Source organism: Chloroherpetonaceae bacterium (assembly GCA_025056565.1).
Classification (GTDB): Bacteria; Bacteroidota; Chlorobiia; order Chlorobiales; family Thermochlorobacteraceae; genus Thermochlorobacter.
This window is the reverse complement of the sequence record JANWWA010000012.1, coordinates 1-25,299: the sequence shown is the minus strand read 5'-3', so window position 1 is coordinate 25,299 and position 25,299 is coordinate 1. Positions and strand designations below refer to the sequence as shown.

Here is a 25,299-nt window from a genome sequence, read left to right as displayed (position 1 = left end):
TTGCAGCAACTTAGGGGGTAAGGGCATCACCAAGAGTCTCACACAGGGCTTGCCTTCACGGTCTTGTGGGGTCACCTGCTGCTGCTCCACTTTGCGTAGCTAATGCAGCCGCTTGATGACAATATCCCACAGCGATTGATTGAGTGGCAGGACCAAAAGCCAATGCTCCAAGAGCGCCATCAGCGCCATTGTGCCGATAATTGCAAAGCCTACTTGTCGCCATGCCTCGTGCTCTTCTCTCACTTTTTGAAACAGCCGAGCCACCAGCAACGTGCAGAACGTAATGGAAAATGGAAAGAGCCAATTCATATGAGCGATGGTCATATATTGCGTCATATCGGCCACCGTATCGGGCACGAACTCACGCCCCGTGTTTGCGACACCTAAGAAAATGTTGAGCTTTGCCGACTGATGCATAAACCAATACATCAAGAAGGTATAAGCCCCGAATCGATTTTTGGACTTGAATAGCAGCGCGATCATTATGCCAACCAAACCCAAGACTAATGCTTCGTGATAGAGACTGCGATGAATTGCTTTGAAAAAGCCAATCAGAGATGGTCCAACGGTAAAAATCGGGCGCACCTGCGGCCCTACAATGAAGCCTGTGTAGAAACTGATTTCCACAAACGCCCACACAATTGAACCAGCTGTAAAGGTCAGAAATGCGCTTCCGATTGTATGGCTTTCTCGATGTGCGTGTAGCACATAGAGCGCCATAATTAGCAACGCCAGCGCAATCCCAAACACTATGCCACGGTAGGCAGGCTGAAAGTTAAAGTAGATAATTGCTGCTGTAGAGAACCACCAGAAAACAATTGCATACACAATACCCAGTCCAATTAGCAACGGCAATTTTTGTTCATCTTCTCTTAGGCGTGGCTTGGTAGACTGTTGCCCTGAAGTGATGCTGTCTGGGGCGCTTAGTCCATTGGCTTGGCTTGGTGATGACTGGGGCAATGTCGCCTTTTCTACAACTGGCATCGCTTATTCTCCCTTCCAATGTTGTGCAAGCTATGGCTTGCAGAATGAAACGTTCTGCGTTTAATTTAGCCCAAGATTCAGGCTTTTCAAACAGTCCTTCTTGCAATGTCCAAGTTGCTCGAGCTGGATTCGCTTTCCGTTTATTTCAAAACGGAAGATGGTATTGCCAAAGCAGTTGACGGAGTCAGTTACAGTCTCGACAAAAATGAAACGCTTGGCTTGGTTGGGGAATCAGGGTGTGGCAAGTCGGTTTCTGCACTTTCCATTATGCGGCTTGTGCCTTCGCCGCCGGGCTTTGTTGCAGGCGGCGCTATTCGTTTTAAGGGGCAAAATCTTCTCTCGCTCTCAGAAACTGCTATGCGCACAATTCGTGGCAACCAGATTGCAATGATTTTTCAAGAGCCAATGACGTCACTCAATCCAGTCTTCACCTGTGGCGAGCAAATTGCGGAGGCTGTGCGTCTGCATCAACGGCTTTCTCCAAAAGATGCGCAGGATAAAGCCATTGAGATGCTCAAACTGGTTGGCATTCCTGCTCCAGCGCAGCGTGCACGAGAATATCCACACCAACTCTCAGGCGGAATGCGCCAGCGTGTGATGATTGCTATGGCACTTTCTTGCAATCCTGAATTGCTGATTGCTGATGAACCCACTACCGCCCTCGATGTAACTGTGCAGGCACAAATCTTAGAGTTAATTGCTGACTTGCAGCAAAAGCTGGGAATGGGCGTGCTGATGATTACGCACGACTTGGGTGTGATTGCTGAAGTAAGCCACCGAGTTGCTGTAATGTATGCCTCGAAAGTAGTCGAGTATGGCACGGTTACACAAATCTTTGACAACCCGCTTCACCCTTACACACGTGGGCTTTTTCAGGCGATTCCACGGCTGGGCAAAAAGTCTACGCGCCTAAGCGTCATTGAAGGCACCGTGCCACCTGCAACCGACTATCCCAAAGGGTGTCATTTTGCGCCTCGCTGTCCGTTTGCTACAGCGCAATGCCATCACGAAAAGCCGCCGCTGGTAGAGTATGAGCCTGCGCACTTTTCTGCCTGTTGGCACACTTTAGCTTTAAGTAATAGCTAAATTGTTCTGACGCTCCGCTTTCTCTTTCGCTTGCTATGAATGACTTGCCTCCATACGCAAGTTCTCAACGCTGGCCGGCCGCAGCGCCAAGACACACCAGAGCATAAAACCTGCTTCAATGAGAAAAATTGTGGCATAGCCTATCGCTGCACTGGAAAAAATGCCGCTGCGCACCAGCAAATGGTGCATTACGCCTGACACCAGAAACGACAAGCCGAGTCCAATCGCCTGCGCAATGCTCCACAGTCCAAGATATTTGCCTGTCTCGCCCTCAACCGTCATATCGGACATCATTGTTACGGCGCAAAATGTGAAGACACCCACTGACAGACCATTCAACGCCATGGCTGCATATAGCAAAGGAAGTTGCTCCTGTGCAATAGCAAGTGAGATAAGGAGAAATGAGAGCGTTGCGCCTAATCCGCCGCCAGCCGCTAATGTTTTGCGCTTTTCCATTGGTAGCGCTGGGGTTTTGAGCGTTGGCTCACCCATTACTTTTGCACCAAATGCCGCTGTCAGTCCCATTCCAATCGTTACTGTGCCGTTGAAAATTTGCTGGAAAATGGTCGACTCGCCCACACTCATCTGAAAGACTTCGCCACCCAAAATTTCTTGCAGCAAATCTTGTGAGAAAATACCCATAAAGCAAAGTGCCACAAAGAGGAAAAACTTTTGTGCGGTTGGATTGCCTGCAAGGCGCTGCAGCGAGTCGCCGATTGGGTTTGGGTCTTTGGCTTTCTCTGCATCAAACCTGATAAGCTGCTCGAGCTCTTCTCTACTTCTCTGCTTTTCCAAGCCCAGCACACTTAGCACACCCAGTGTCATTACCACAATGGGCGTCAGCGCGTAGAGGCGCTGCATTGATTCATAACTAAATTCCGGCATTAGCCAGCGAAAGACGCTTGCCCACACCACGATAATGAGCGTTTGTCCTGTCCACGCTGCGGCAAACACGCTACTGCGTTGTTGCGCTTCGGTGCATTCGGCAATCAAATCCAAGTATGTATTTGCCATCAAGGCAATTGACGCACCGAAAATGAAAAAGAGCAAAAAGCCTACCAGCCCTGCCCATAGTGCGCCTTCAGACATTGCGCGTAGCACTGTTGGCATAGGTGGAAAGACCAGTGCCCCCATCAGCAACCCTAAGAGGAGATACGGGCTGCGACGATAGCCAAAGATTGGGTAGCGACTGGTGAGCCGACCAAAAAGTGGTTGCGTGGGGCCAAAGAGTGGATACAGCCCAATCATCGTAGCAATTGTGATGGCAGAAAGCCCCACTTCCAAAATAGCCACGCGATTGAAATTGACTGTTACGAGTGCAAACATCCAAGCAATCGCAAACTTGGAGAGCATAAATTGCAAGGTTACGCGCATAGTCGGAAGCAGTTAAGGTTGGCAAGCGATAATGTGTGCCGAATAGCGGCATAGTAGTCCATCGTTAGATGGTGCTACTTTGACTTTGAAATCAGTCTTATCTTTGAAAAGCGTCTGAAAAAGCGTGTGCAGCGCACCGCCGTAGAAATAAGCAACTGTGTCGTTTGCGACACACTTGACCACTACAACTGCCTCAATGGCTACACCTACTTGATAGTCGAACGTGCCACTGCCTGCAAATGTCCAAGAATGTCTCTGAATTGACCTGAGCAAGAGCTTTGCTGCCCAGCGCGTTGGCAGGCGCTTTAGCAGCCACTGAAAAAATTTTGGAATGCGCGTTTGCAGCAGGTAATATGCTGTGCGCCGCCCTGCATCCAGCAAAATCTCACTGCGCACTGGCTCATTGAATGTCTCGCACACGCTTTTCACAAGGCGGTGAAACTCTTGCTCGTCAATCATTTCGCAAGGGAGTTCTCTGCTGTATTTGTCTAAACCCGCGCAGCGGAGCAATTCTTGTGCTTTGCTGTCTCCAAAACGGGCCTTGACCGCATTGAAGGTTTGAATCACGCTGTTTGGTCCCATTCTTGCAGTGGTCGGTGACTTTTCCATCATCGCTCCAGTTGCTTTAATGTGCTCTGTGGCCCACTGCTCGTTATGCATATTCTCTTTCTCCCTTAGTTCGAGCCTTCCGCCACGATTGCAATGGATTCAGCAAGGTCTTCACGCTTTGGGGTAGCTGTTTCTTCGGAGATTTTCTGCAACAGCCACAGTGAGACCCCTAAGAGCAGCACTTGCGTCAAGAACACGCTCACATAGCCGACCAGTGGATTGCCAGAGAGATAAGTCATGGCATCTCGCCACACTCCACTCAGGAAATTTCCTAGCGCGCGAGAGAGCGCATCGGCAATCCCCCATGCACCCATATACACTCCTGTTTGCCCCTCGGGCGTCATTCCCAGCATTAAGGCTAAATTGGTCGCAGTGGCGATACCTGTGCCCAGTCCCAGTGTCGCTAGCCCAATAAAGAATGCCGCCTTTAGCCCTAAAAGCCCGCTTGCCGCAATCAACAGCAACCCACAGGCTGCCAATGCTAAGCCGATTTGCGCCCCTTGCTTGCGAGAAAAGAAACGATTGAGCAAGAAACCGTAGAGCAGCATTGCTGCCAGCGTTGCCACGCCCCAAATTGCGGTGAGGTGTGTCGTGTCCTTGACACTCATGGCGAAGGCTCTTGCGGCAAACGGCTCAAGCAACACATCTTGCCCCAAAATGGACGCCAGCATCAAGACAAGGTAGATGAAAAATATCCTTACCTCTGGCTTTTTTGCGAGCGTTGCGAGCACTTCGCTTGGCGACCATCTGACTTCAGTCCTCGTTTGTGCTGTTTTTGCTTTCGGCTCTAATCTCCAGAGTCCTATCGCTGCGCAGCCGAGTGAAACCAACCCGACACTTTGAAAGACACCAATTAGGGCAGTGTTCGAGTAGGGTGCCAGCGCTCGACCGATGAGCACTGCAGCAGCAATCGAGCCCAGCACCATCATCACCCACATCACGGAGACGACGCGTGGGCGCTCGGCAGGGGTGGATAACTCACTTGCCAGTGACAGGTATGAGACTACTGCAAGGTTATATCCGATGCCCCAAAGTCCGAACCCTGCACCTGCAAGCAGCGGGGCAAACGGCGCTGAGTCGGCGATTGCGATAGCGGCAAATGGTGTGAGCTGTAAGCCTCCAATGCAAAGCAAGATTCCTGCTAAGGCGTAAGGGGTGCGCCGTCGCCCAGCAATAGGGTGGGTATCTGCATATCGCCCGATGAAGACTTGTAGGGGTGAAAAGAGATACGGCATTACCGTAAGCAGCGCAACCGTGCTGGCCAGTATCTCAAACTCATGAATCATCACGCGGTTCAACACTCCGGTAACTGGCACAAAAGTCAGCGTCACGGACAGGTGCACCAACCCCAAGCGAAAGTTTTGAAAGAGGCTCATTGCTCGAGAGAATGTGTTAGAGCCAACCGCCAATTGTGTCGAAAATCTCACGGTCACCCATTGGCTTGGGCACGCGTGGTTCGAGTTCCCCGTTCAAAATTTTGCGTGCCAGTGTTTGATAAGGCTCTGTGCATTGCGCCTTACCTTCACCGTCCATTTGAAAGAGTGTCTTGCCAGCAAGGCGACTGCGGCGAATCAGGTCGTGATAGGGCACTTTAGTTACTATTGTAGTACCCACGCGCTCGGCAAATTTTTCCAAGAGTGCCGTGCCGCCACCATACTCTTCGTCGACTTTGTTTGCAATAATCCCTGCCAGTTTGACTTTGCACTTTGTGCTTTTCTCCTCGACAGCGATGCAGAGCCGATTAGCCGCAAAAATGCTATCGAAGTCGTTGGTCGCTACAATGAACGCCATATCAGCGTAGTTGAGCGGTGCACTGAATCCACCGCAGACTACATCGCCCAAGACATCAAAGACAATGACATCGTAGCGCGAGTAGACACCGAACTCTTTGAGCAACTTGACGGTTTCGCCAACCACATAGCCCCCGCATCCGCTCCCTGCTGGTGGTCCTCCTGATTCCACTGTATCCACGCCTGCAAAGCCCTTTTTGATGATGTCTTCGTATTCAATCTCCTCGTGATGAAAATTGACGACGCTGAGCGTATCAATTACGGTGTTTTGCAGCATTCCTGTAAGCGGGAACGTGCTATCGTGCTTGGGGTCGCAGCCGATTTGCAGGACCGATGCTCCCTCTTGCGCCAGCGCTGCTGAGAGGTTGGCACTCACGGTGCTTTTGCCAATGCCACCTTTGCCATAAACGGCTAACACAAGTCCCATAGTTGATTCTCCTTTCTTTGATGAGTGTTGAAGCTGAAAACCGCATGAACCCCCTAGGCGCCAATGTGCTCTTTGGCTTTGCGCACCACTTCTGGCGTAATGAGCCACAGCGCATTTTCCCTTGCATATTTTTCAATGTTACGCTTTGCTTTCTCGCGCACGAAGAAAGGCACGCTTTTTAGAAGTCTCTGCGCATCTTCCGTCCACTCGACTTCGGTGCGTGCCGCATTTGCTTCGGTGGCAGTCCCCGTTGATTGCTTTGTTTGTGCGTCTGCATTGAAGCCCTCATTTTGCGACCGACACTCCTGCTTTGATGTATTGCTCTCTGTGCAGCTTGTGGCGACCTCTTTGGGGACTGTGATGCTTGATGTGCTGGATTTTGCAGACTTCTCATCGTTCTCATCATCCAAGCCTGCACTACCGAAGTAATCAATGAGGTGCTTCTCCAAACCAAGTTTTGCAGTGGTGTAGATGCGGTCCGCAATGACGTCGGCACCGTCAAAGCCAATAAAGGGATAGTATCCCAAGAGGTGATTTTCAATGTGCGTCGGTGGTGCAATAACCATACAGGGGATATCAAACTTGCGGCAGCTATGTCGTTCCATCTGTGTGCCGCAAACAATGTCGGGTCGCTCCGCTTCTATGCGTTTTGCCACATCTTGGAAGGCTTCTGTAACCAACAATTCATCGGGGAGGTATCCTTCCAGCTCTTTGCGCACCCAGTCAGCATGCTTAACAAGGTAAGTGCCTGCCCCAGCAATTTGTGCGCCTATTTCATCACGCAGGAGCTTGACAATAGCTACCGTGCGCGTCGCATCGCCAAAGACAAATGCGCGCTTTTGCGAGAAACTGTGCATATCTGCGGTTTGACTAAACCATGGGAGAGAACTGGGCGCGCTGAGTCCATCCAGCGAGAAGGCTTGCAGCGGTGGCATCTGCAGCGGTTTGGCGCCCTTTCTTGCACCAATTTCATTTATCATTTCTACGAGCTTCCGTAGCCAGCGTAGCGTCGGTTCTACGCCAATCGGTGTCTCGAGCAAGGCAGGGGTGCCAAATTCTCTCTCTAAAAACCTTGCTGCTTCTTGTCCCGTCTCTCGATACGGTGCAATCGTCAGCCATGCAGCGGGCAAGCGCTCAAGGTCGCTCAGGCTCGCTCCCAGTGGGGCTATCACATTCAGCTCAATGCCCAACACGTTTAGCATTCGGCGCATTGCTATCACATCGGAGCGCACATGAAAGCCAAGCGAAATTGGCCCTAGAAAATTCACGCTTGGTCTTTCCGTCAGTGGCTGCGCCTTAGCAAATCGGCGCACCAGCGTCGTAAAGAGCCTGTCACTGGATTCGGTCTCCGTCATTCGGTAGGGATTGGCATCATAGAGCATTACAGGCGTCTGCACATCGGCTGTATCAATTGCTTGCTGCAAATTTTCCTGCAAAAGAATCGTGCTGCAACTGGCACAGACAACGATGAGTTCTGGCTTGAAGCGTGCTTCCACTTGTTTAAGCGTGAGGGGCAATCGGTTTGTGCCTTGTGCAAGGTCGCGTCCCGTAACGAGGCTTGTCGTGGCATGTGGAAAGTCTGGCGTGCGCTCCAGCATCGTGTGAATTGGTAGCGTATAGTCATCGCCCAGCGGCGCATGGAAGACTGCATGCACTTTCTTTAGACTATTTGCAATGCGCCCGACGCCGTGATGTGCCGTGCCTTCATACATCCAGTAAGTTAGCCGCATCGTTCTTCTCCTTTTGAGGTTTGCGTTGCAGCGCAAGGTGATTTTGTGCGTTCATTTTTTGCCTTGCGCTGCGCTAGGTAACTTGTTGGTTAAGCAGAACTTGGCATTGCATTCATTGTCCAGACTGAGGCATCAAACTCAGGTAGGTGAGCTTTTCGCAGCAATGGGCGCGTGAGCAATTCGGCTAGCGATACTGTGCCGCTCCAGCCGTGAAGTGGCATAAGCACAAATTCCATACTCCACTTGACCGTGATACCTTTTCCGATAAGCGGATTAGCAGTCATCAGCGATGTAATAACAAGGTCAGGCGGCTGGACTTGCATATCGCTTACTTGTCGGTGGAAGTTAGGTTGCTCGACAATGCGCACGCCTCGAAGGCACTCAAGCTCTTTTGCATGGAACTTTTTGTTGATGTAGACACTGCTGACTTCGGCAATTTCTGCACCTGCACTTTTTAGAAAGCGTGCCAGCGGTAACTCAATGAGTGAATCGGCGGTGATGAAGACGCGCCGCCCTTTGAGCAACTCAGTATGTTTTCTGATGCGCTCCCATGCAGCTGCTTCCCGCTCACGGAGATTGACAGCCATGCCAAACTCTTTTGCAAGGTCTTCCCAGAACTGACGTGTGCCATCTGGTCCAAATGGGAACAGCGAGGAAAGCACTTTTGCGCCACGCTCACGACTGATACGCATTGCGACTTTAGCAAGGTAGGGCTGCAAGGGCGCTACAATCGTGCCTGCACCAATTGGCGGCAAGTCGCGCAAGTGATTTTCTGGCAAAAAGCCTGCAACAGGAATGCCTAACGCTTCAGCTTCGCGCCGAAAATCGTCCGCAATCGCATCATTGACTGACCCCAGAAATACCACGCGCTTGTCGCTCGGCTCCGCTATGGGGCAAAATGGCAACAGCGCTTGTAACACAGAATCTTCCGACTGACTGAAAGCAAACTCTAAGCCACTTGCAGGCGCAAACAAAACGGGCAGCTCAGGCGTGCTGAGTGAGCGTGCCAGTTGTTCAAAATCGACCTTCATTACCTCTGGCGTGCAAGAAGAAAACAGGAAAATCACCGATGGGTGGTGGTCTGCCTTGATTTCTTCCAGAATGGGTTTGAGATTGACATAGTCCTTGGATAGGTCTGCTTCTTCCAGCATTGCCACCGCAAAGCGCGGTTTTGCAAAAATCATCACGCCGAGTGCATACTGCAAAAAGTGAGCGCAGGTGTGCGTGCCCAAAATGAGGAAGAAACTGTTGCGAATTTTTTGATACAGCCAGCCGACGCTTGCCAATCCGCAAAAGCTGTGAATGGCATTATCTTCCCGAATAATTGTATGGTCATTCTGCATCGCGCATATCAGTTTTCGGTGAATTAAAACAAACCTCGCTCTCCGAATATGCTGGAAAGCGAGGTTTTACTTCAGCAAGGCAAAAGAACAAATCACCAGAGAGAACTGCGGAAAAACTGTTCTGCTTAGTCGGCTTGTGCTTCAAGCGAGAGCCACAGTTCACGCTGATTGAGCCGCTGGAACTTCTGAACATCAATGCCAAAGAGCATTGCGGCACCTACAACGAGTAAGGTGGCTTCAAAGAGAAAAATGAGGGCATAACCAGTGCTTGCCGCTAAACCGATTTGCTCAATGAGCAGTGTCACCAAGCCCCCTGATGCAAGACTTGCGATGCCATGCCCAATCATAATTGCAAAGCCCCAGAGACCCATATAGGTCGCTTTGGCGTTCTCCACCGTTAAGTCCATCATCGTGGTCACCGTACCGAGCGTATGCAAGCCCGTTGAGATGCCCATCGTGAGCAGGGCAGTATAGAGAATCGTTCGCTCTTCCATCAATGAAACTGCCGAAAGCAAGAGCAGCCCAGCTGCTGTGCCGTAGTTACCCACCAATGCAATACGTACTTTGCTGAGCGGTCGAATTGCGGTAGCGATAGCCATCACAACCATTCCCAGCAACACCCCACCACCCCAGATTTGCTGAAACGATGTGGTTTCTTTCACGCTCATTTTGAGCACGCTTGCACCGAAGACCTCGAGAATGGAGTCTTGCAGGAAGATGCCTGCAGTGGAGATCAGCACAAAGAAGAAGAATTGTTCAATAGCCTTATCGCGCCGAAGCATGGCCCCCATCATCTTGAAGACATTGCTTGGCAATTCCGTCGCTACAGATTTGCGCGTTGCACCTTTTTCTTGCGGTTCTACACCTATCAAGCCTAACACTGCACTGGCTCCCACGATAAGGGGTGTCAGGGCATAGAGTTCTTGCATCGTTTCAAAAGAATAGACTGGCATAGCGAACTTGATATAAGCCGCCGAGAAAATGGTGCTGGCAATAGTCATTGTAAACATTGCGGTTACGGCCATTCCCCGTAAGTTGTATGGCAATACTTCAGCTGCCAGTGCATAGTGTGCCGACCCAGCCATATCCAGACCAATTCCGTAGAGCAAAAGCAGCACATAGCCTAAAACAAATGCCCACACTGCACCTTCACTCATCGCCAGTGCTAACTGTGGCAACACAGGAAAGATGATAGCCGACAGCATTGAGCCAAGAAAGAGATACGGCGTGCGGTGGCGTCCCCACATTGGTCGCTCATCAGAGAGTTTGCCGAACCACACCTTGAATGGCGACGCAAGGTGATAGACGCCCAGCATTGTCGTAATCAGCACGGCCGCAATGCCTAGTTCATAGATGGTGATACGGTTGAAGTTGCTGCTGAGCAATGCATACATCCAACCGACACTCACTTTCAAAACTGCAAGCTGCACGATGATGCGTCCATTGCGCCAGTGCTGAGCAAATGCCGTTGCCATTTCTGCGCTCCGTTTAGTTCAAGCCAAACTCAACGCCGAGGTGAAAACTGCGCCCAGGCGCACGATAGGTCTCCAGTTCTTCATACTGCGTGTTGGCAATGTTGAGAATCATTCCCGTTAGTGTCAGGCGCTCGAAGAGCTGCCAGCGCACTGTGGCATCGAGCACAAGAAAATTGCCCGGATAGTTTAACCCCTGTGAATTGGCTACAATGCGCACGGCATTGATGCGACTGACATAGCGACCATTGAGCGACACACTCCCGCCTGCAAATAGTTCTGGCAACCAACCTTTGAACAAAAGCTCGGCACGGAACGTTAGGTTATGCTCTGGACGGTATGGAAGCCAGTTTTGGTATTCAGGTGGGTTGCGGTTGCCTCCCAAGATGTTATCGGGCGTTGAGCCAGTGGCGCGCATCCACGCATAGTTGACTTGAATCGTGAGCGGGTCGAGAGGTTGCGAAATCAGCGACAGCTCTACTCCGTAAATGTTTGCATTCGCCGTGTTGATGAATTGAAAGACACTCGATGAAATATCCAGCGCACTGGCATTTGGATTGATGTTGATAGACTCAATCAGATTGTCGTAGCGGTTGAAGTATGCCGCCACATCAATGGAGAGAATCTTTGAGAATGAGCGAAAGAGACCGACTTCGAAACTTGTAAGCCGCTCTGCATCGAGCGCGGGATTTGGATTGCCGAGGAAAAAGCCCGCTTGCGTGACGAAGCGTTCACCAATCGTTGGTGCACGAAAGCTCCGCCCCACAGAGGCACGAATGGCAGTCGCCTCATCAAACTGGTAATTTATGGCAAGCCTTGGACTAATCTGCCACAGGTTTTGCGTTTGAATAGGCTCTGTGCGCACAACTTCCCTGCCCTGTTGCACAAAAATGATTTGGTCAACGTATGTCACTGTGCTGGGCACAAGGCGGTGATAGTCGAAACGCAAGCCTGCCGTAACCTTGAAGCGTTCTCCTAACTGCACCTCATCTTGGAAGAACGCACCGATGTTGAAGTCCGACGAATTAGTATAAAGCGTTGAGCGCACATCGTTGAAGGCGCCTTCAATGCCTGCGCTGAGCTTGTGGTCATCGCGCATCCATAGCAATCGGCTGAAAAGCCCGTAGCGACGCGCCTCTGAGTCATTGTATGTGCTCGGGTCATTGGGGTCATATGGACGGCGAATTACTTTGCCAAATGAGTAACGCTGGAAGTTACCAATAAAATTACCCTGCCTATCAAATTGATCGAAGGCAATGTCTTCCTTTGGATAGTAGAGGATTCGGAAGTACGAGCGATTAAAATGAATCTTTGTTTCCCAGCTGGCGGAGGAGCTTAAAATGACTTGATGTGTTAGCCCTACCAGTTGCGATTCGCGGCGTGTTTCATCATCGCTGAGGAAAAAGCGCCCAATCACTTGTTGCCCATTTACAATACGAGGCTCGCCATTGACAAATACTGGTCCGGGCGGCACGCCTAGTGGGTCACCCACATTTAACCAACCATATGCGACCCCCCCATGTGACCAGTTCATCACCGACGATAGTTGCAATGACTGGCTTCCATTGATTTGGTAGCGTGCTGAAAAGTTAATGTTGTCGCTGTAAAACTGACCTGCATCACGGTAGCCCGGGTCACTAATGCGTGAGTAGATGGCGCTGTATGAGAGCGGTCCTTGCTGGTCACCAATGAGGATATTGCCATTGTAAAAGTAAGGTCGATTGATGCCGGGGAATGGTTTGACACCAGCGGGTGGATTGTCATAGAAGCCATTCATAAACTTTGCGCGCACGGTAAATTCCTTTGGCAAAAGACTGATGGCATTAATGACACCACCCATTGCCGCTGAGCCATACATTGCCGAAGCTGCACCCTTGACTACCTCTAAGCGTTCCAGATGCGAGACATTGACCGCTTGCCAAACTACGGAGTTTGCATCCGCAGAATTCATTGGGAAACCATCGTAGAGCATCAAGACACGCGTGCTTAGTCCACCGCCTGTGAAACCATTTGAACCACGAATTTGCAAGTTCGATGTGCCAATACCACCAGAGCGAATCACATCAACGCCAGGTACAGCTTCCAGTGCTCGATCTAACGACGGCGCTGGCAGCTGGTCAATTTGTTTCATCGGAATCACGCTAATCGTAATCGGCAAATCCAGCTTATTTTGTTCATAGCGCGATGCGGAGACCACTACTTCATCGCCCATCACGCTCGAGGGCTGCAAGGCAATCTCCAGCGTTTCCACTTTGCCATCGTAAATGTGCACTTGCTTGAAGCGTGTTTTGTAGCCGACCGCTGAGATGCGTACTTCATAAATGCCCTCAGGGATATTCTGAATCTCAAAATACCCTTTGGTGTTGGCTACCGCTCCCAATTTGGTTTGATGCAGTGCCACGCTTGCACCAATTACCGCCTCTTTTGTCTCTGCATCTCGAACCAGCCCTTTCAGCGTGCCACCGCTTTGGGCGACTGCAACTGTCCCAACCACAAAGAGCATCGCGCCAAGTAGGATTATTGAGCGCACCTGTGCAATTGCTTGAGTCATAGCTTGCAAAATGTTTGAGTTACAGGAAGGGGTAGGAAGTTTTTGCACTTCCTACCCGTCTTTCATTAGAGTGAGATGGTCACGTTCCAGACGGCTTGGCGATTGCCTGCATCCATTGTCATTTCATTACGACCGTGCTGTGGATGGCGAAACTCAGCCAGCGTGGCTACAGTCTCAAATCCGCCCGGAGCTGCTGGATTCACACGATAGCGTGCAATCACCACATTGCGATATGTACCCATTGGGATATTGATTGCATAGGTTACGGAGTTGCCAGAAGCGGGTCTACCTAAGACTTGGAAGAAGCCCGGACCTTGCGCACCATCACGTAAGCCGAAGAGCGCAATAAATTCTGTGCCCGCTGTCCACGCAGTTGGCGGTCCTACTGGTGCTGGTGGCCAGTTGTTGAGGTTGCCTGTAGCGGTGACTGTGCCAGATAAGGTCGCCGTGCCAGTACGCCCCGATTGCATCAGGGTTTCAGCAACTCGCATCTCTACTGCGTCCGTGATTCTGACGCTTGATGTGCTGCGAAGGTCTGCTACCACCCCTGTGTTCAAGAATTGTTGTGATGCTTGTCCTGTAAAGAACGGATTGACATATGTTACATAAACGCCATAAATATCCTTCGGCAAGCTACCAATGATATTATTGTTGGCATCTCGTGCTGTAGCGGAGCTAAACTCATAGACCCCATTGCGCAATGCGCTAAATGGAATACCCGGTATATCGCCCAGCCCCGGAATGGCGGCAATTGGTCCTGAACGTGGTGCACGCGTGGTGGGGTCAAGTGGCACAAAGGCGATTTTGATTCGCCCTGGAAATGGGTCATTGATATTGGTGCTTTGCGGCCACTTTGAGGCATCGGTGAGGGGTGCGCCGTTGTAGGTGAAGGTAACCGTGCCTGTAATGACATTTTCTTCTGAGGTTGCTGGGCCGCTACCACTGCTGCACCCTGCTAGATTTAGCGCAACGATTGCAAAAAACACAACCGCAAGGTGCTGAATAAGACGTTTGGAGAAATACCTCGAGTTCATAGTACTTTTTCCTTTCTTAGGTTGGGTTGTTTGAATGCTTTCTTCAGAGAAAGAACAAGGTGCAAAGAGTATGCCTTCAAAAATCTTCCTGACGCACTTTTCCTCTTGCAATCAGCGACGCTGAATATGCCATTACTACTACTTCGTCTGAAGCGACTTGCTATGCCACTACTTCAGAGCACAGCATAGCATCTCGGAAGGAGAGTACTCAAATGCGGAGCGGTGTGAGTGCTTGAAACAAATTAAAGGCGAGATATGGCGGCTGCCCCAGAGATGAGAACATGAATTCTTGGCAAAGCCACACACGGCTGGTCTGGAGGAGCGTCCAAAGCCAATTCTTTTGTGGTGACGGCGTAGGAGAAGCTAATCCTTTTTCAATGGTGGCGGTCTCTGAGGAAAGGTAGTCGGGAATCGCACGCTCTACCGCAATGCGCTGGCGCTTATCCTGCACCTTTGCTACACTTGCCGAGATGTGCTTTACCACCGCATTGCCAGCCACAATTGACATCGCAAAAAAGATGTGGACCTCTACAAGTCGCCACATCTTCTTTGCCAAGTTTTGCATTTTCCTTCGGACTGACATTGCGCGTTCCCGCTGAAATTTTTAGAAACCGCGTTTCGTTCTCACTGCTAACTGCAACATAGCACGGTTTACCCGTCGCAGAAAGCAAAATTACTTGCGCATACGCTCAGCTCTTAGAATTTTAACTAACATTAAAACAATTACTTACAGACAAAATCGACCATATCGACCATCACTTCTTGCGCTTATCTAAAAACCACATCTAAATTTCCATTCTCATATGTAGCGCCTTCAGTTTTCCGGCCCACCAAGACATTCGGCAACACGATATTTTTGCGAAAGTTATTGACCTCAATTAGCAGCTCATCGCCTTTGACATTCATTTGCACGTGGTTGATTTCGACATTCGGCAGGTAGAGCCTGAGGTGATACTTGCCGTTATCCTTTTCTACTTGATGCGTGCGATGCCCTCTGTAAAAGACACTCTCTGGAGCATGGTTACCGAAAATGTCTTTGGTCATTTCGTCCAATCGGTCGCAGCCAATCACTTCACTATCGTAGTATGGCACATAGAAAATCGGAACAGGGTAAAAGCAATTTTCTATTTTCGTGAGATATTTTTTCTGCTGCGCCACTAAGGCTTGCACATATGGGTCGGGCGATTTGTCGGGCAAAATTTTGTTTACAATCGCCGCATCTAAGGTGTAGCCAAAGAGATTTAGGTAGGTCTGTGCTCGCAGCGCTTCTTTAATCACCATATTTTCAGGGTTCAGCACGATGCGATATGAAGCAATTTCTGGATCAGTCAGTATCGTATAAAGCTCTTTCATATGGTTTGCAATCTCGGGCATCAGCTTGAAGATGTTTTTCCTTGGCATCAGCTTTTGAATAAGCGGATAAGCAAAGCTGATGGTTTTTAGATGCCACGAGGCGATTTTATCGGTGTACCAGCGGTATGCATCGGGCATCGCTAAGAGGCGCATGGTTTCACCTGTAGGTGCAGCATCCACTACAATTACGTCGTATTTGCCTGACTTTGCGGCTTCCCAGAGATGCTTGAGGCTGACCATTTCTTCCATTCCGGGCAGGATGGCCAGCTCGTCCGCCACAATTTCTGAGACGCCATCGTGTGAGAGTATGGTTGAAAAGTAGCCGCTAAATTCCGACCAGTGATTTCGGATTTCGGCTAAAATGTTCACTTCCATTGCGTAGAGATTTGGCTCTACCTCGATGGGCGCACTGCCTAACTCCACATCGAGGGCATCGGCAAGGCTATGAGCAATATCGGTGCTGATAATGAGCGTGCGCTTGCCTCGTCGCGCCACACTCACCGCCGTGGCTGACGACACCGTTGTTTTGCCGACCCCACCTTTGCCTAAATAGACCAGAATTCTCATAACGCATCTATCCTTTCTGCTTTTCAGTTTTGTTTAGCTTTTGATATGGATTTTTTTGCGTTCCTTTCGCTCCGCAGGTGTTGTGGTCGCACGTTGCTGTTGACTCTCATCAGAGGAAGTGGGTGACCCTGCAGAACTTGCGGAACTGAAGAGACTTCCGATTTTACCTTTGAGTTCTTCTGCTTCCTTAGGTTCGTCGTCTGTTTGCGTTTCTTTTGCGGTTGAAGTCTTGCTTTGCGCAGCCGTCTGTCCTGCTGAGGCAGTAGTGCTAGATGGCTGTGCCGCAGGTACATTCACTACGGTCTCCACCAGCGTTTTCATTCCCTTTATCACCGCGCCCAAAATACCATCGTTCTTAACGGCTGTTTCTACAACTTGAATGACGAAATCTTGTGTCTCTTTGCTTTTAGCGATGTTTTGCAACAGCTCATTGACCGCCAAGATGGCATTTGAAAACCGCTCAGGCATTTCTTTCAAGTCTTTCTTTGCCTGCTCACGATACTCTTCTGGAATTGCGCTTATTACATCGCGCACAATTGCCTCAGCGCGCCGTAGCGTAATTGGGTCGAGCTTTTCTGCAGGAAATGGTGGCGAGAAGGGATAGCGTGGCTGATTGCGCAGAAACTCCGCAGAGTAGCGGTATGAACCGTTGGCTTGTGTGCCTGCTTGACTGCCCCATCCTTGCTGTTCTGCTGCCCGCATTCGCTTCATGCGGTCTAATAAACCCTCTCCGTAGATTTGTGTGTAGCCCCCTGAGACGTTTGGCATCATTGCCGCAAACGGCGGTAATTCCAGCTCTGGCTCTAATTCAGGCTCTGGCTTTGGTTCTTCAATTGGGAAAGCTCGAAGCTCAACGACGGTTTTTGCTTGCTCCAAAAGCCGCTTTGCTAACTCGTCTGGAATCTCGCCTAAGTAGTGCTTGCCTAATGTGTTTTCGATTTCCGTTTCCAGCGTCAGATGTAGCAGCATCAGTTTGCTAACTTCGCTGGCAGGGACAAAATCAAAAATGAGGTAGATTGCTGGTTTGTTTTCACGCTCAATGGTCAGATTCAGCGTAGAAAAATCTCGGTCTTTTTCCCGTGCCGCAATAGAGACTGCGCCCAAGTTAAATCGATCGAGGTAGTCTTTGCTGACGCCGCGCGCCCAGAAATAAATTGACTTATTTGAGAAAATCAGATAGTCGTGAAACGACAGTCCGCCCACGCGCTCATTTTTGGCTTCGTAGAAGATGCCATCAAAAATCGCAATCGGCGCTTCGGTTTCACGGAGCAATTTCTTGGTGAAAAACTCTTTGATGTGCGCAGCGTCGGTGTGTCTGGCGGCATAGAGGTGTACTGCGTTCATAGTTACTCCCAGCTCTCGTTCAGTTACAGCAAAGCGACCTTACTTGGGCGCTGTCGCTACAAAGTTCCTTCCGTCAAACAGTAGGCAGGAGCAGCACTGTTGTCTTTCTGTTCTCTCCTCCTTTTCGTTTGGGTGCTGCTCCGCCTGTAGCACGGTTCGTTACTTGCCGAAGCGTTCGGTGATCTCCTTGTCACGTGCAGCGGTTGCACCTGATTGTGCAAATGGCGATGAGCCACGCAGTGCTGCACCACTGCCGCCTGTCAGACCACCGTATAGGTTTTGATTCAGACGAAGTGTACCTCTGGCAAGAGCGTCAAAAATTTGACCGCCCGTGTACCAGTGTCCTTCAAACATATATTCTGAAATGCGTCCAATGCTGATGAGCACATCAGTAATGACGCCGCCTCCACCTGCTGGCATAGTTATTCCTCCTCTTGTTTTGAAGTTATTAGTAGAATTCTACCAATGACAATGAACCAAAGAACAAAACAGGGGTACTGCTTGAAAAAAACTTACGCGCTTTCGCCCCCATTTTCTGCTGCTGCTTTCGCAGCCTTTGGCTTGATAGGTATTGTGGCTGCTTTCTTTTCGGTTTCTGTGTTCTCGCCGGGTCGTACCACTTTATCCGTCCGAACATTTAAGCCTAAGATGGCATCCAGTGATTTTGCACCCAGTTTTTCACTGGCACCCGGACGTGTAAAGTCTGCAAAGCTGTAGCTGACGTCAGCGATGGCTTGAAAGGTATTCACCAGTGTATGAAACACGGTGTCAATGGCGCCCAAGACAAGGAACGTGGCTTGTTCAGCCAAGTCCATTTTCTTGAACTCTTGGTCGAATTTTGCTTTGTCGAGAGCCATATTTTCCCCCTTTCCTTAAGAAGTTTCGCAGCGCCGGCTTATTTCTTCGGGGTTTCTTCTTTCTTTGGCGCTTCTTCTCGCTTGGTTACTTGTGAGACGGTCTTTTGCACGCTGCTTACTACATCGGCGGTTACTTCGGTGGCTTTTGTGGCAACATCGCCAACGGTTTTTGCCACATCCGCTGTAACGGCATCGACGCTCTTGGCTACGTCTTTGACGACAGTACCCGCTGCTTTCGTTGCGTCCTTTACAGTAATTACTACGCGATTGACGGTTTGCGCTGCGGTATCCATCGCTCCGCTTCCACCTGAGACACCCAGATTTTGGGCTACGGAACCAATTACGTTCGATGCGCCTTCGACGATATCCCCCATTAGGTTCAAGGTGCCCACAATGCCAGATTGAACCGTCAGGACACCTGCTTCAGCCAGAAATGCAAGGCGGTTTGGCAGGTCGAGCTGTTTGAACTCTTCACGGAGTTTTTGATATGATTCGGTCATAGTTGCGTCTCCTTATTTGGAAAAGTTGGTGAATGAAAATAGGCCCTTGCGCTTGGCTTAGACCGCGTTGCTCACGGGCACTTGGCTTGTCTCTTGCGTTGATGCTTTTGCCACAAACGGAATCACAAGCCACTTATCGCGAAACGACGCTTCGCCGGGCTCCACGCCCGTTAGAGCAATCGGCAGCGTCAAGACCTTGCGCTGGTTGCCCAACTGAATGAACAGCTCATCGCCCGATACCCAGCTATCAATTTCATCAGGATTGGCAAACGGCAGTTTGAGCATCACCTCGCAGACATCTCCTCGACGCTCAAAGCGAATCGGCGACTCGCAGTACATCATCTCTGCTGGATTTTGGTCGCCATAAATGTCGGCGGCCAGCCGCTCTAAGGCTTTGAGGCCTACCACTTCATCGTCATAGAGTTTTGCTTTGCGAATTGGCAGTGGCGAGAAGGCTTCATCAATTTCTTTGAGATAACGCTGCTGCACTCCTTTCCACTTTTCAAGGTAACCACTGTTAGCCTCCTCATCGAGCAGCTTATTGACTACGACCATATCTACTTTGAAGCCATAAAGGTTGAGATAAGTCAGTGCACGCATCGTTTCTTTGATAACCATCTTCTCAGCATTCATCACCAGACGCACAGAGGCTAGCTGCGGGTCAGACAGAATTCCCTTAATGCTTTCCAGCTCTTCGAACATTCGGTCAACAGTTTGCATTACTTCTTCTTTGGGCACAAAGGCTTGGAGCTTGTCAGACATTTTTGCCAGTGGCCGCGCAACGGGCTTTAGCACAAATCTCTCGACCAGCCTTGCTGCCCTAACGCCCCAAGTCAGCATTTCGGGCAAAGAGAGCAGCCTAAGGGTCTCGCCAGTTGGCGCAGTATCCAACACCAGCGCATCATATTTGCCTGATTGCTTGTAGCGCTTGACGCGCATCAAAGAAAACAGTTCCTCCATTCCGGGCAAGATGGTCATTTCATCAACCATAATGCCTTGTGCCCCTTGTGCCATCAAGACGCCAGCAAAATACTGCTGCACTACTTCCCAATTTTCTTTGAGATCCACATATGCATTCACTTCAATCGCATACAGATTTTCTCGCACACGCCGTACTTCTGACGAGAGCGATACATCAAAAGAATCTGACAAACTGTGTGCTGGGTCGGTCGACATAATGAGTGTCTTCAAGCCCAACTCAGAGAGTCGTAATGCGGTTGCAGCCGCTACGCTGGTCTTGCCGACACCTCCTTTGCCTGTAAAAGTAATCACCCTCATACTGCTACGCTCTCCCTCTGCTTTGTTGATGTGGTTTTTCGTGCCTTACGCCTCTCTATTCACTCTTTTCACGCTTTTTGCTCCATTCCATGCATCTCCATGCAAGCCTCTTTGCGCTGTTAAGTTAGGCGTTCACACTGCGCTTGCCAACGAAAAAGTGGCGTTTTCAGCCAACTCACTTTTGATGTGCCTTGCCGCTAACCCCCTGTATTTACAAGCAATTTCGGACAACCTTATGCAAAATCGACCAAATCGACTTTTCACACTGCGCTTTGTGCGGCTCTATTTCACTGCCCTTCTTAGAGATAGCAGCACTTCACGCATTGCCTTAGCACAATAGGTATGCTTTGTTGTAATCTGCTTGTTGATGCAAAACGCAACGCAAGTTTCTCAATCAGCACGACTCTGCTTGAGCTTTTGCTCCAGCCACACCACTGGCAACGCATCGCGGTATTCCGGTCGCTGATTGAGGAAGTGCTGCAGCTCACTTTTGAGCGCGCTAAGCTGTGTGCTTTTTGACTTGTGTGAAACTTGCTGAGAGAGATGAATAAACTTGCGGTAGAGATTGACCAGCTCTTTTTCACTTCGCCAAAACGCAGACGATGGGCGACGACGCAGTCGTCGAAGCAGATTTTCAGTGGCGCGCTCGGCTTGAAGCAGCTTATTTTTCTCGAAGTCAATTGCCACTGCAGCGTAGCGAAAGTAGCTTTGCACAGTTTCTGGATATGCAGCAAGCGACTTTGGCAGCAGCATCTCAGCTTGTTCCAACTCACCTAAGAAAATGTGGCAGAAGCAGCGCATGGCTTCGGCACGGTGGCGCACCATATCGCTCTTTGCAAAACTTGACCACTTGGCTTGAAACAATCGTGCCGCATTTTTGTAGTCGCCCAGTTTCATTAGCACGCTTGCATAGTTAAATGCCATTTGCGCCCCAAAATCCAACTGATGCGTCTCTGAAAATTCAAACGCTTTTTGGTAGTAATAGTGTGCATGCTTATAGTCGCCGTTGAGCATATATGCCAGACCCATATTAGCTAAGGCGGTTTGCTGCTCTGCTAAGATGTGTGGTGAGAGACTTGGTAGGCGCATAATGGTATCGAGCGCCTTCTTCATTAGCTCAAGATGTGCATGGTGCACTTGCTGGAAAGCCTGTGCTTTGAGTGCATAGTATTGCGCCAGCGGCGGCTGAACATTTGAGAAATCAACTTGCTGCAAAGGTTCCCACTGTTCTGCTTTCTCATAGCGTTCAAGGTAATGAGCGGCTGCGGTGAAAAACATACCTAAGTATGCATAGAGCGTCGCGTGGTGCTCCTGTAGTCGCATCTTGCTTTCTCTGACTGCAGCCATCAGTGAGCGCAATGCATCTGGCTTATGCGTCTTAGATTCCCAGAGCTGGCGCAAGCGCAGCACCTCTATGGCCATCAAGTTTTCGTAATCGCACGCAGCCAGTGCATCGGCGCGTGCTTTGCGGCAGTCCGCCTCAAATTCTGTCCATAGTCCTCGTTCTAAGAGTGCTTCCAGAAGAAAACGTGCTTCAAACAGTGGGTTCTTTGCCAACGTGTCGGCGCATTGCTGCTCTGCTAAAAAGTGTTTAATGCGCTCGCCCAGCTTTCGGCAATCGTCTCGAAAACGTGCATCTTGTGCTTTGGAGTATGGTTCATTGTAGAGCCGCTCACACAGCTTTCGTTTTGCTCTTGCCAGTCCAATTTGACTACTTTCCAACTCTTCCAGAGCTTCATACAGCTTTTGAAGCACTGGGCGTGCAGTTTGAAGCGTCGCCTTGAACGCGTCTCGCTCTTTTGGAGAAAGTGCTCTGAAAAGTTTTTCAACTCGTAATATTGACATTTAGCTTACTCCGGCTTCCTTGTGCCACATTTTCTGAAAATGTCCGCACTTTTTTCTTGCGCTTGCCGCTAATTTGTGTGTGAGCAAGTTTTGCAGGACATTGAACACACAAACCCAAGAAAACACAAACCCAAATTATGTGGTATCGCTCTCTTTTTGTGTGTCTTTTTACTGCTGCGCTAATATATGCTTCAACACTCTTTTGGGGCTGTTCAAACCCTTCTGGGCCTAGTGAGCCGGGTTGGGAGCTTGGCGGTGCAGTAACAGGCAGTGTGCAGAATCTCTGGGCAGATGGTGGCACACTCTATGTCTGCACTTCAAGCGGTATCTTTCGCTCTACGGATACGGCGCGCACTTGGACGCAGGTTGTCTCGAGCACGCAACTTGGACTTGCAGGCGGCTTTTCTGGTGGCGTGGTGGCGCGTGGCTCAACGCTCTATGTCGGCACCTTAGGTGATTTCATCTATTTCAGCACGAATGCAGGTGCCACATGGCGACAACTTCGTGGGGGCTTTACAAACTTCGGCACATTTGTCTGTGAAGGCATTTCGCTCATCGGAAACCGTGTGTTTTGCGGCAACAACGGCGGCACTTGCTTCCGAACCACTTTCGGTGATACTACTTGGGTTCGTGCATTTGATGCCAGCGGCGGTGGCAGCATTCGTGCATTCTTCAACTTCAACGATACGCTGTATGCTGGGCATAACGCAGGCATGCAACGCTCATTTGACAACGGCACGACTTGGAGCGTCGCACCCGTCGTAGGCTTAGAGACGATTGATGCACGCCGAGTGTATGCCTTTACTCGCCGCGGCAATTCGCTCTACATTGCCACCGACTTAGGCGTGTATGTTTCTAACAACAGCGGGGCTTCATGGTCACCCGTGAGGGGCTTGCCACCTGCCGGCAGCACAGGGCTGGGCGATGATACACGTGCACTTACCACCGTTGGCAATAGTGTCATTGTGGGCATGCGCTTCGAAGGCATTTGGCGTTCCACCGACGGAATTAACTTTACAGATTTCAGTCAAGGTCTTGATAGCCGTGCGATTAAGGCGCTGATTACGCTAGGCAATGTTGTTGTTGCTGCCAGCGCTGACCCAACGCCAAGAATTTGGATTCGCCGCGTGCAGTAACTCTGAAACACGGCACTAAAGGCTGTCAGCAATGCTGAGCATAGCCCCAAGCACAGAGCCGGTCTAAAAGACCTGCTCTGTGCACTGTGGCGTAACGAGCCAGCTCCTTACACGCCACATTTTCTAAAAGTGTCCTCACTTTTTCCGGCATACTGCCTTAACTTCAGCTTGACCAGCACCTCAGGTACTACGCTTCCCGATTAGCACTTCAGGCGCTGCGCTTTGATTTGAATCTTCTTCAACTTAAAATCTTACAGCTATGATACGCCGTTCTTGTCCCTTCGCACTTTTCTTGGCTGCAGCGGCCACTTTCTCTATGCTTTCTCTTAGCTGCTCGAGCTCTCCCTCCAGCCCCAGTGATGCATCGGGTGGCACAGCCAGCAATTGGTTACTTGGTGGTGCAGTAACAGGCATCGTGCGCAACCTCTGGGTCGATGGCAGCACGCTCTATGCCACCACATCAAGTGGCGTGTTCCGCTCTACGGATACGGCGCGCACTTGGACGCAGGTTGTCTCGCGCACGCAACTTGGACTTGCAGGCGGCATTGAAGGCGGCCTAGTAGCACGTGGCACGACGCTCTATCTTGGCACCAGCGACTTTGCATTTTTCAGCGTCAACTCCGGCACCACTTGGCGGCAAATTCGCAGTGGATTAGGTACAACTAATTCCATCTGTGCTGGCATCTATCTTACAGGCAACCGCGTGTTTTACGGCAGCAATGTTGGCGTCGGCTTTCGCCTCAATTTTGGCGATACGGCCTGGACGCGCGCTTTCGAGACGGGCGGACTGCATAACGTTCAAGCATTTTTCAATCAGAACGATACGCTCTACGCCGGATACGACATCGGCATGCAGCGCTCGTTTGACAACGGCACGACTTGGAATCTTGCACCCGTTACGGGTTTGCCAACGACGGCGGCGCGCAATGTCTTTGCTTTTACTCGCCGTAGCAATTCGCTCTACATCGGCACGAATGAAAGCGTCTATACCTCAAACAATGGCGGTGCATCTTGGTCAGCCGTCAGCGGTTTGCCCACCGACGATGACGATGTGCGCGCGCTAACGACCGTTGGCAGTTCCGTCATCGCAGGAATGCGGTTCAGAGGCGTTTGGCGCTCTACAGACGGCATTAACTTTACGGATTTCAATCAAGGTCTTGAAAATGGCGCAAGAACAAATGTCGCCGCGCTTGCCACGATGGGCAATGTGGTGGTTATGGCCACCGCCGGCCCAAGTCCACAGATATGGATTCGCCGCGTGCAGTAGCTCTGAACAGCAGTGACGCTAATTGAGCCGTTTGGCTAACGATGTTTAGTGCCAGCATAGGAGCAGGTCCGAAACCCGCTCCTATGTTGTTGCTCTCACATCTTTTGAAAATGTCCGCCCCTGTTACTGTCCGCTTACCCTAATTTCACAGTGGCACTTTATGCACTGGCATATCTTCTCTGTGCTTCAGGCTATCTCCGACACAGCCAGTCTGAGACGCTCTACCAGCAACTGGATACGCCGCAGCCCTGTAACTGGTCGCATTGTCGGATTCTGTGTAGATGGCAGTGTGCCGTATGCTTTGACGGAGAGTGGTGTATTTGGCTCAACGGACACAGGGCGCACATGGAAAGAACTCGCAAAGAGCGCGCAGCTTGGCATCTTAGGCGGTTTTTCAGGCGGCATTGTAGCACGCGGAAACATAATTTACATCGGCTCCGCAGAGCAGCCCCTTCGCAATGGGCTGGGTCAAATGAACTATGTCTGCACCAGCTTATACCTTTCGAGCAAGAATACGATGGGTAACTTGCTGATTTTGGGCACAGCGTCCCAAATCTGGATTCAAATACCTTACCCCCGACCCCTCTCTTTCAAAAGGAGAGGGGAGTTGCAGTCCCTCTCCTTACAAAGGAGAGGGACGTTTTCGCTCGCAGAGCGAAAACAGGGTGAGGTCAAAACCAGCAGAAGTGTCTCACAACCTTGCCACCTTGCCACTTACTCCCAGCTTTACCTCACCCCCGACCCCTTTCCTT

General features: G+C 50.4%; 22 protein-coding genes. 4 read left to right on the top strand and 18 right to left on the bottom strand.

Annotation, left to right across the window (positions count from 1 at the left end):
• Positions 1–99 precede the first annotated feature (99 nt).
• The gene (gene puhE / locus NZM05_09665) at positions 100–984 is read right to left on the bottom strand and encodes a putative photosynthetic complex assembly protein PuhE (GenBank protein ID MCS7013879.1); all 885 of its coding nucleotides are present in this window, start codon (positions 982–984) and stop codon (positions 100–102) included.
• Positions 985–1,089: 105 nt separating this feature from the next.
• Here puhE and NZM05_09660 point away from each other — a divergent pair, with 105 nt between their 5' ends.
• Complete coding sequence (locus tag NZM05_09660; GenBank protein ID MCS7013878.1) at positions 1,090–2,070, top strand: ABC transporter ATP-binding protein; 981 nt, start codon at positions 1,090–1,092, stop codon at positions 2,068–2,070.
• A gap of 33 nt (positions 2,071–2,103) precedes the next feature.
• Here the strand turns inward: NZM05_09660 and NZM05_09655 are convergent, their stop codons facing one another.
• From NZM05_09655 to NZM05_09575, 17 genes are all read right to left on the bottom strand, one after another.
• Positions 2,104–3,444: a BCD family MFS transporter gene (locus NZM05_09655; protein MCS7013877.1), complete on the bottom strand. Its 1,341-nt coding sequence runs from the start codon at positions 3,442–3,444 to the stop codon at positions 2,104–2,106.
• A gap of 12 nt (positions 3,445–3,456) precedes the next feature.
• Positions 3,457–4,056, bottom strand: coding sequence for a bacteriochlorophyll 4-vinyl reductase (gene bchJ, locus NZM05_09650; protein MCS7013876.1), 600 nt, complete (start codon positions 4,054–4,056; stop codon positions 3,457–3,459).
• 62 nt (positions 4,057–4,118) lie between these two features.
• Entirely contained in the window at positions 4,119–5,429 is a 1,311-nt protein-coding gene (locus tag NZM05_09645) for a BCD family MFS transporter (protein ID MCS7013875.1), read from the bottom strand.
• A 16-nt stretch (positions 5,430–5,445) separates the two neighbouring features.
• The gene (bchL, locus tag NZM05_09640) at positions 5,446–6,270 is read right to left on the bottom strand and encodes a ferredoxin:protochlorophyllide reductase (ATP-dependent) iron-sulfur ATP-binding protein (GenBank protein ID MCS7013874.1); all 825 of its coding nucleotides are present in this window, start codon (positions 6,268–6,270) and stop codon (positions 5,446–5,448) included.
• 53 nt (positions 6,271–6,323) lie between these two features.
• Positions 6,324–8,000: a ferredoxin:protochlorophyllide reductase (ATP-dependent) subunit B gene (locus NZM05_09635; GenBank protein ID MCS7013873.1), complete on the bottom strand. Its 1,677-nt coding sequence runs from the start codon at positions 7,998–8,000 to the stop codon at positions 6,324–6,326.
• 89 nt (positions 8,001–8,089) lie between these two features.
• Positions 8,090–9,343: a ferredoxin:protochlorophyllide reductase (ATP-dependent) subunit N gene (gene bchN / locus NZM05_09630; protein ID MCS7013872.1), complete on the bottom strand. Its 1,254-nt coding sequence runs from the start codon at positions 9,341–9,343 to the stop codon at positions 8,090–8,092.
• 125 nt (positions 9,344–9,468) lie between these two features.
• Positions 9,469–10,818: a BCD family MFS transporter gene (locus NZM05_09625; protein MCS7013871.1), complete on the bottom strand. Its 1,350-nt coding sequence runs from the start codon at positions 10,816–10,818 to the stop codon at positions 9,469–9,471.
• Between the two features lie 13 nt (positions 10,819–10,831).
• Positions 10,832–13,366, bottom strand: coding sequence for a TonB-dependent receptor (locus NZM05_09620; protein ID MCS7013870.1), 2,535 nt, complete (start codon positions 13,364–13,366; stop codon positions 10,832–10,834).
• A 65-nt stretch (positions 13,367–13,431) separates the two neighbouring features.
• Entirely contained in the window at positions 13,432–14,400 is a 969-nt protein-coding gene (locus NZM05_09615; protein ID MCS7013869.1) for a hypothetical protein, read from the bottom strand.
• Positions 14,401–14,608: 208 nt separating this feature from the next.
• Positions 14,609–14,983, bottom strand: a complete 375-nt coding sequence (locus tag NZM05_09610) for a hypothetical protein (protein MCS7013868.1) — start codon at positions 14,981–14,983, stop codon at positions 14,609–14,611.
• Between the two features lie 185 nt (positions 14,984–15,168).
• The gene (locus tag NZM05_09605; protein MCS7013867.1) at positions 15,169–16,320 is read right to left on the bottom strand and encodes an ArsA family ATPase; all 1,152 of its coding nucleotides are present in this window, start codon (positions 16,318–16,320) and stop codon (positions 15,169–15,171) included.
• A gap of 33 nt (positions 16,321–16,353) precedes the next feature.
• On the bottom strand, positions 16,354–17,664 hold the full coding sequence (locus NZM05_09600) for a hypothetical protein (protein ID MCS7013866.1): 1,311 nt from the start codon (positions 17,662–17,664) through the stop codon (positions 16,354–16,356).
• A 159-nt stretch (positions 17,665–17,823) separates the two neighbouring features.
• Positions 17,824–18,084, bottom strand: coding sequence for a bacteriochlorophyll c-binding protein (locus tag NZM05_09595; GenBank protein MCS7013865.1), 261 nt, complete (start codon positions 18,082–18,084; stop codon positions 17,824–17,826).
• Between the two features lie 92 nt (positions 18,085–18,176).
• Positions 18,177–18,521, bottom strand: coding sequence for a hypothetical protein (locus tag NZM05_09590; GenBank protein ID MCS7013864.1), 345 nt, complete (start codon positions 18,519–18,521; stop codon positions 18,177–18,179).
• Positions 18,522–18,559: 38 nt separating this feature from the next.
• Positions 18,560–19,021: a chlorosome protein C gene (locus NZM05_09585; GenBank protein MCS7013863.1), complete on the bottom strand. Its 462-nt coding sequence runs from the start codon at positions 19,019–19,021 to the stop codon at positions 18,560–18,562.
• Between the two features lie 57 nt (positions 19,022–19,078).
• Positions 19,079–20,299 carry a TRC40/GET3/ArsA family transport-energizing ATPase gene (locus NZM05_09580; GenBank protein ID MCS7013862.1) on the bottom strand — a complete coding sequence of 407 codons (1,221 nt, stop codon included), beginning with the start codon at positions 20,297–20,299 and terminating at the stop codon, positions 19,079–19,081.
• A 390-nt stretch (positions 20,300–20,689) separates the two neighbouring features.
• Complete coding sequence (locus NZM05_09575; protein MCS7013861.1) at positions 20,690–22,144, bottom strand: hypothetical protein; 1,455 nt, start codon at positions 22,142–22,144, stop codon at positions 20,690–20,692.
• Positions 22,145–22,281: 137 nt separating this feature from the next.
• On the opposite strand from NZM05_09575, the gene NZM05_09570 reads away from it, so the two are divergent.
• From NZM05_09570 to NZM05_09560, 3 genes are all read left to right on the top strand, one after another.
• A complete protein-coding gene (locus NZM05_09570; GenBank protein MCS7013860.1) occupies positions 22,282–23,280 on the top strand; it encodes a glycoside hydrolase in 999 nt (332 codons plus the stop codon).
• 259 nt (positions 23,281–23,539) lie between these two features.
• A complete protein-coding gene (locus NZM05_09565; protein MCS7013859.1) occupies positions 23,540–24,547 on the top strand; it encodes a hypothetical protein in 1,008 nt (335 codons plus the stop codon).
• Positions 24,548–24,707: 160 nt separating this feature from the next.
• The coding region (locus NZM05_09560; GenBank protein MCS7013858.1) for a hypothetical protein at positions 24,708–25,299 on the top strand (592 nt) is incomplete at its 3' end.

Bases quoted from the DNA above. Each gene is read 5' to 3' on its own strand.
- puhE (MCS7013879.1), bottom strand. From the start codon at position 984: ATGCCAGTTGTAGAAAAGGCGACATTGCCCCAGTCATCACCAAGCCAA.
- NZM05_09660 (MCS7013878.1), top strand. From the start codon at position 1,090: ATGTCCAAGTTGCTCGAGCTGGATTCGCTTTCCGTTTATTTCAAAACG.
- NZM05_09655 (MCS7013877.1), bottom strand. From the start codon at position 3,444: ATGCGCGTAACCTTGCAATTTATGCTCTCCAAGTTTGCGATTGCTTGG.
- bchJ (MCS7013876.1), bottom strand. From the start codon at position 4,056: ATGATGGAAAAGTCACCGACCACTGCAAGAATGGGACCAAACAGCGTG.
- NZM05_09645 (MCS7013875.1), bottom strand. From the start codon at position 5,429: ATGAGCCTCTTTCAAAACTTTCGCTTGGGGTTGGTGCACCTGTCCGTG.
- bchL (MCS7013874.1), bottom strand. From the start codon at position 6,270: ATGGGACTTGTGTTAGCCGTTTATGGCAAAGGTGGCATTGGCAAAAGC.
- NZM05_09635 (MCS7013873.1), bottom strand. From the start codon at position 8,000: ATGCGGCTAACTTACTGGATGTATGAAGGCACGGCACATCACGGCGTC.
- bchN (MCS7013872.1), bottom strand. From the start codon at position 9,343: ATGCAGAATGACCATACAATTATTCGGGAAGATAATGCCATTCACAGC.
- NZM05_09625 (MCS7013871.1), bottom strand. From the start codon at position 10,818: ATGGCAACGGCATTTGCTCAGCACTGGCGCAATGGACGCATCATCGTG.
- NZM05_09620 (MCS7013870.1), bottom strand. From the start codon at position 13,366: ATGACTCAAGCAATTGCACAGGTGCGCTCAATAATCCTACTTGGCGCG.
- NZM05_09615 (MCS7013869.1), bottom strand. From the start codon at position 14,400: ATGAACTCGAGGTATTTCTCCAAACGTCTTATTCAGCACCTTGCGGTT.
- NZM05_09610 (MCS7013868.1), bottom strand. From the start codon at position 14,983: ATGTCAGTCCGAAGGAAAATGCAAAACTTGGCAAAGAAGATGTGGCGA.
- NZM05_09605 (MCS7013867.1), bottom strand. From the start codon at position 16,320: ATGAGAATTCTGGTCTATTTAGGCAAAGGTGGGGTCGGCAAAACAACG.
- NZM05_09600 (MCS7013866.1), bottom strand. From the start codon at position 17,664: ATGAACGCAGTACACCTCTATGCCGCCAGACACACCGACGCTGCGCAC.
- NZM05_09595 (MCS7013865.1), bottom strand. From the start codon at position 18,084: ATGCCAGCAGGTGGAGGCGGCGTCATTACTGATGTGCTCATCAGCATT.
- NZM05_09590 (MCS7013864.1), bottom strand. From the start codon at position 18,521: ATGGCTCTCGACAAAGCAAAATTCGACCAAGAGTTCAAGAAAATGGAC.
- NZM05_09585 (MCS7013863.1), bottom strand. From the start codon at position 19,021: ATGACCGAATCATATCAAAAACTCCGTGAAGAGTTCAAACAGCTCGAC.
- NZM05_09580 (MCS7013862.1), bottom strand. From the start codon at position 20,299: ATGAGGGTGATTACTTTTACAGGCAAAGGAGGTGTCGGCAAGACCAGC.
- NZM05_09575 (MCS7013861.1), bottom strand. From the start codon at position 22,144: ATGTCAATATTACGAGTTGAAAAACTTTTCAGAGCACTTTCTCCAAAA.
- NZM05_09570 (MCS7013860.1), top strand. From the start codon at position 22,282: ATGTGGTATCGCTCTCTTTTTGTGTGTCTTTTTACTGCTGCGCTAATA.
- NZM05_09565 (MCS7013859.1), top strand. From the start codon at position 23,540: ATGATACGCCGTTCTTGTCCCTTCGCACTTTTCTTGGCTGCAGCGGCC.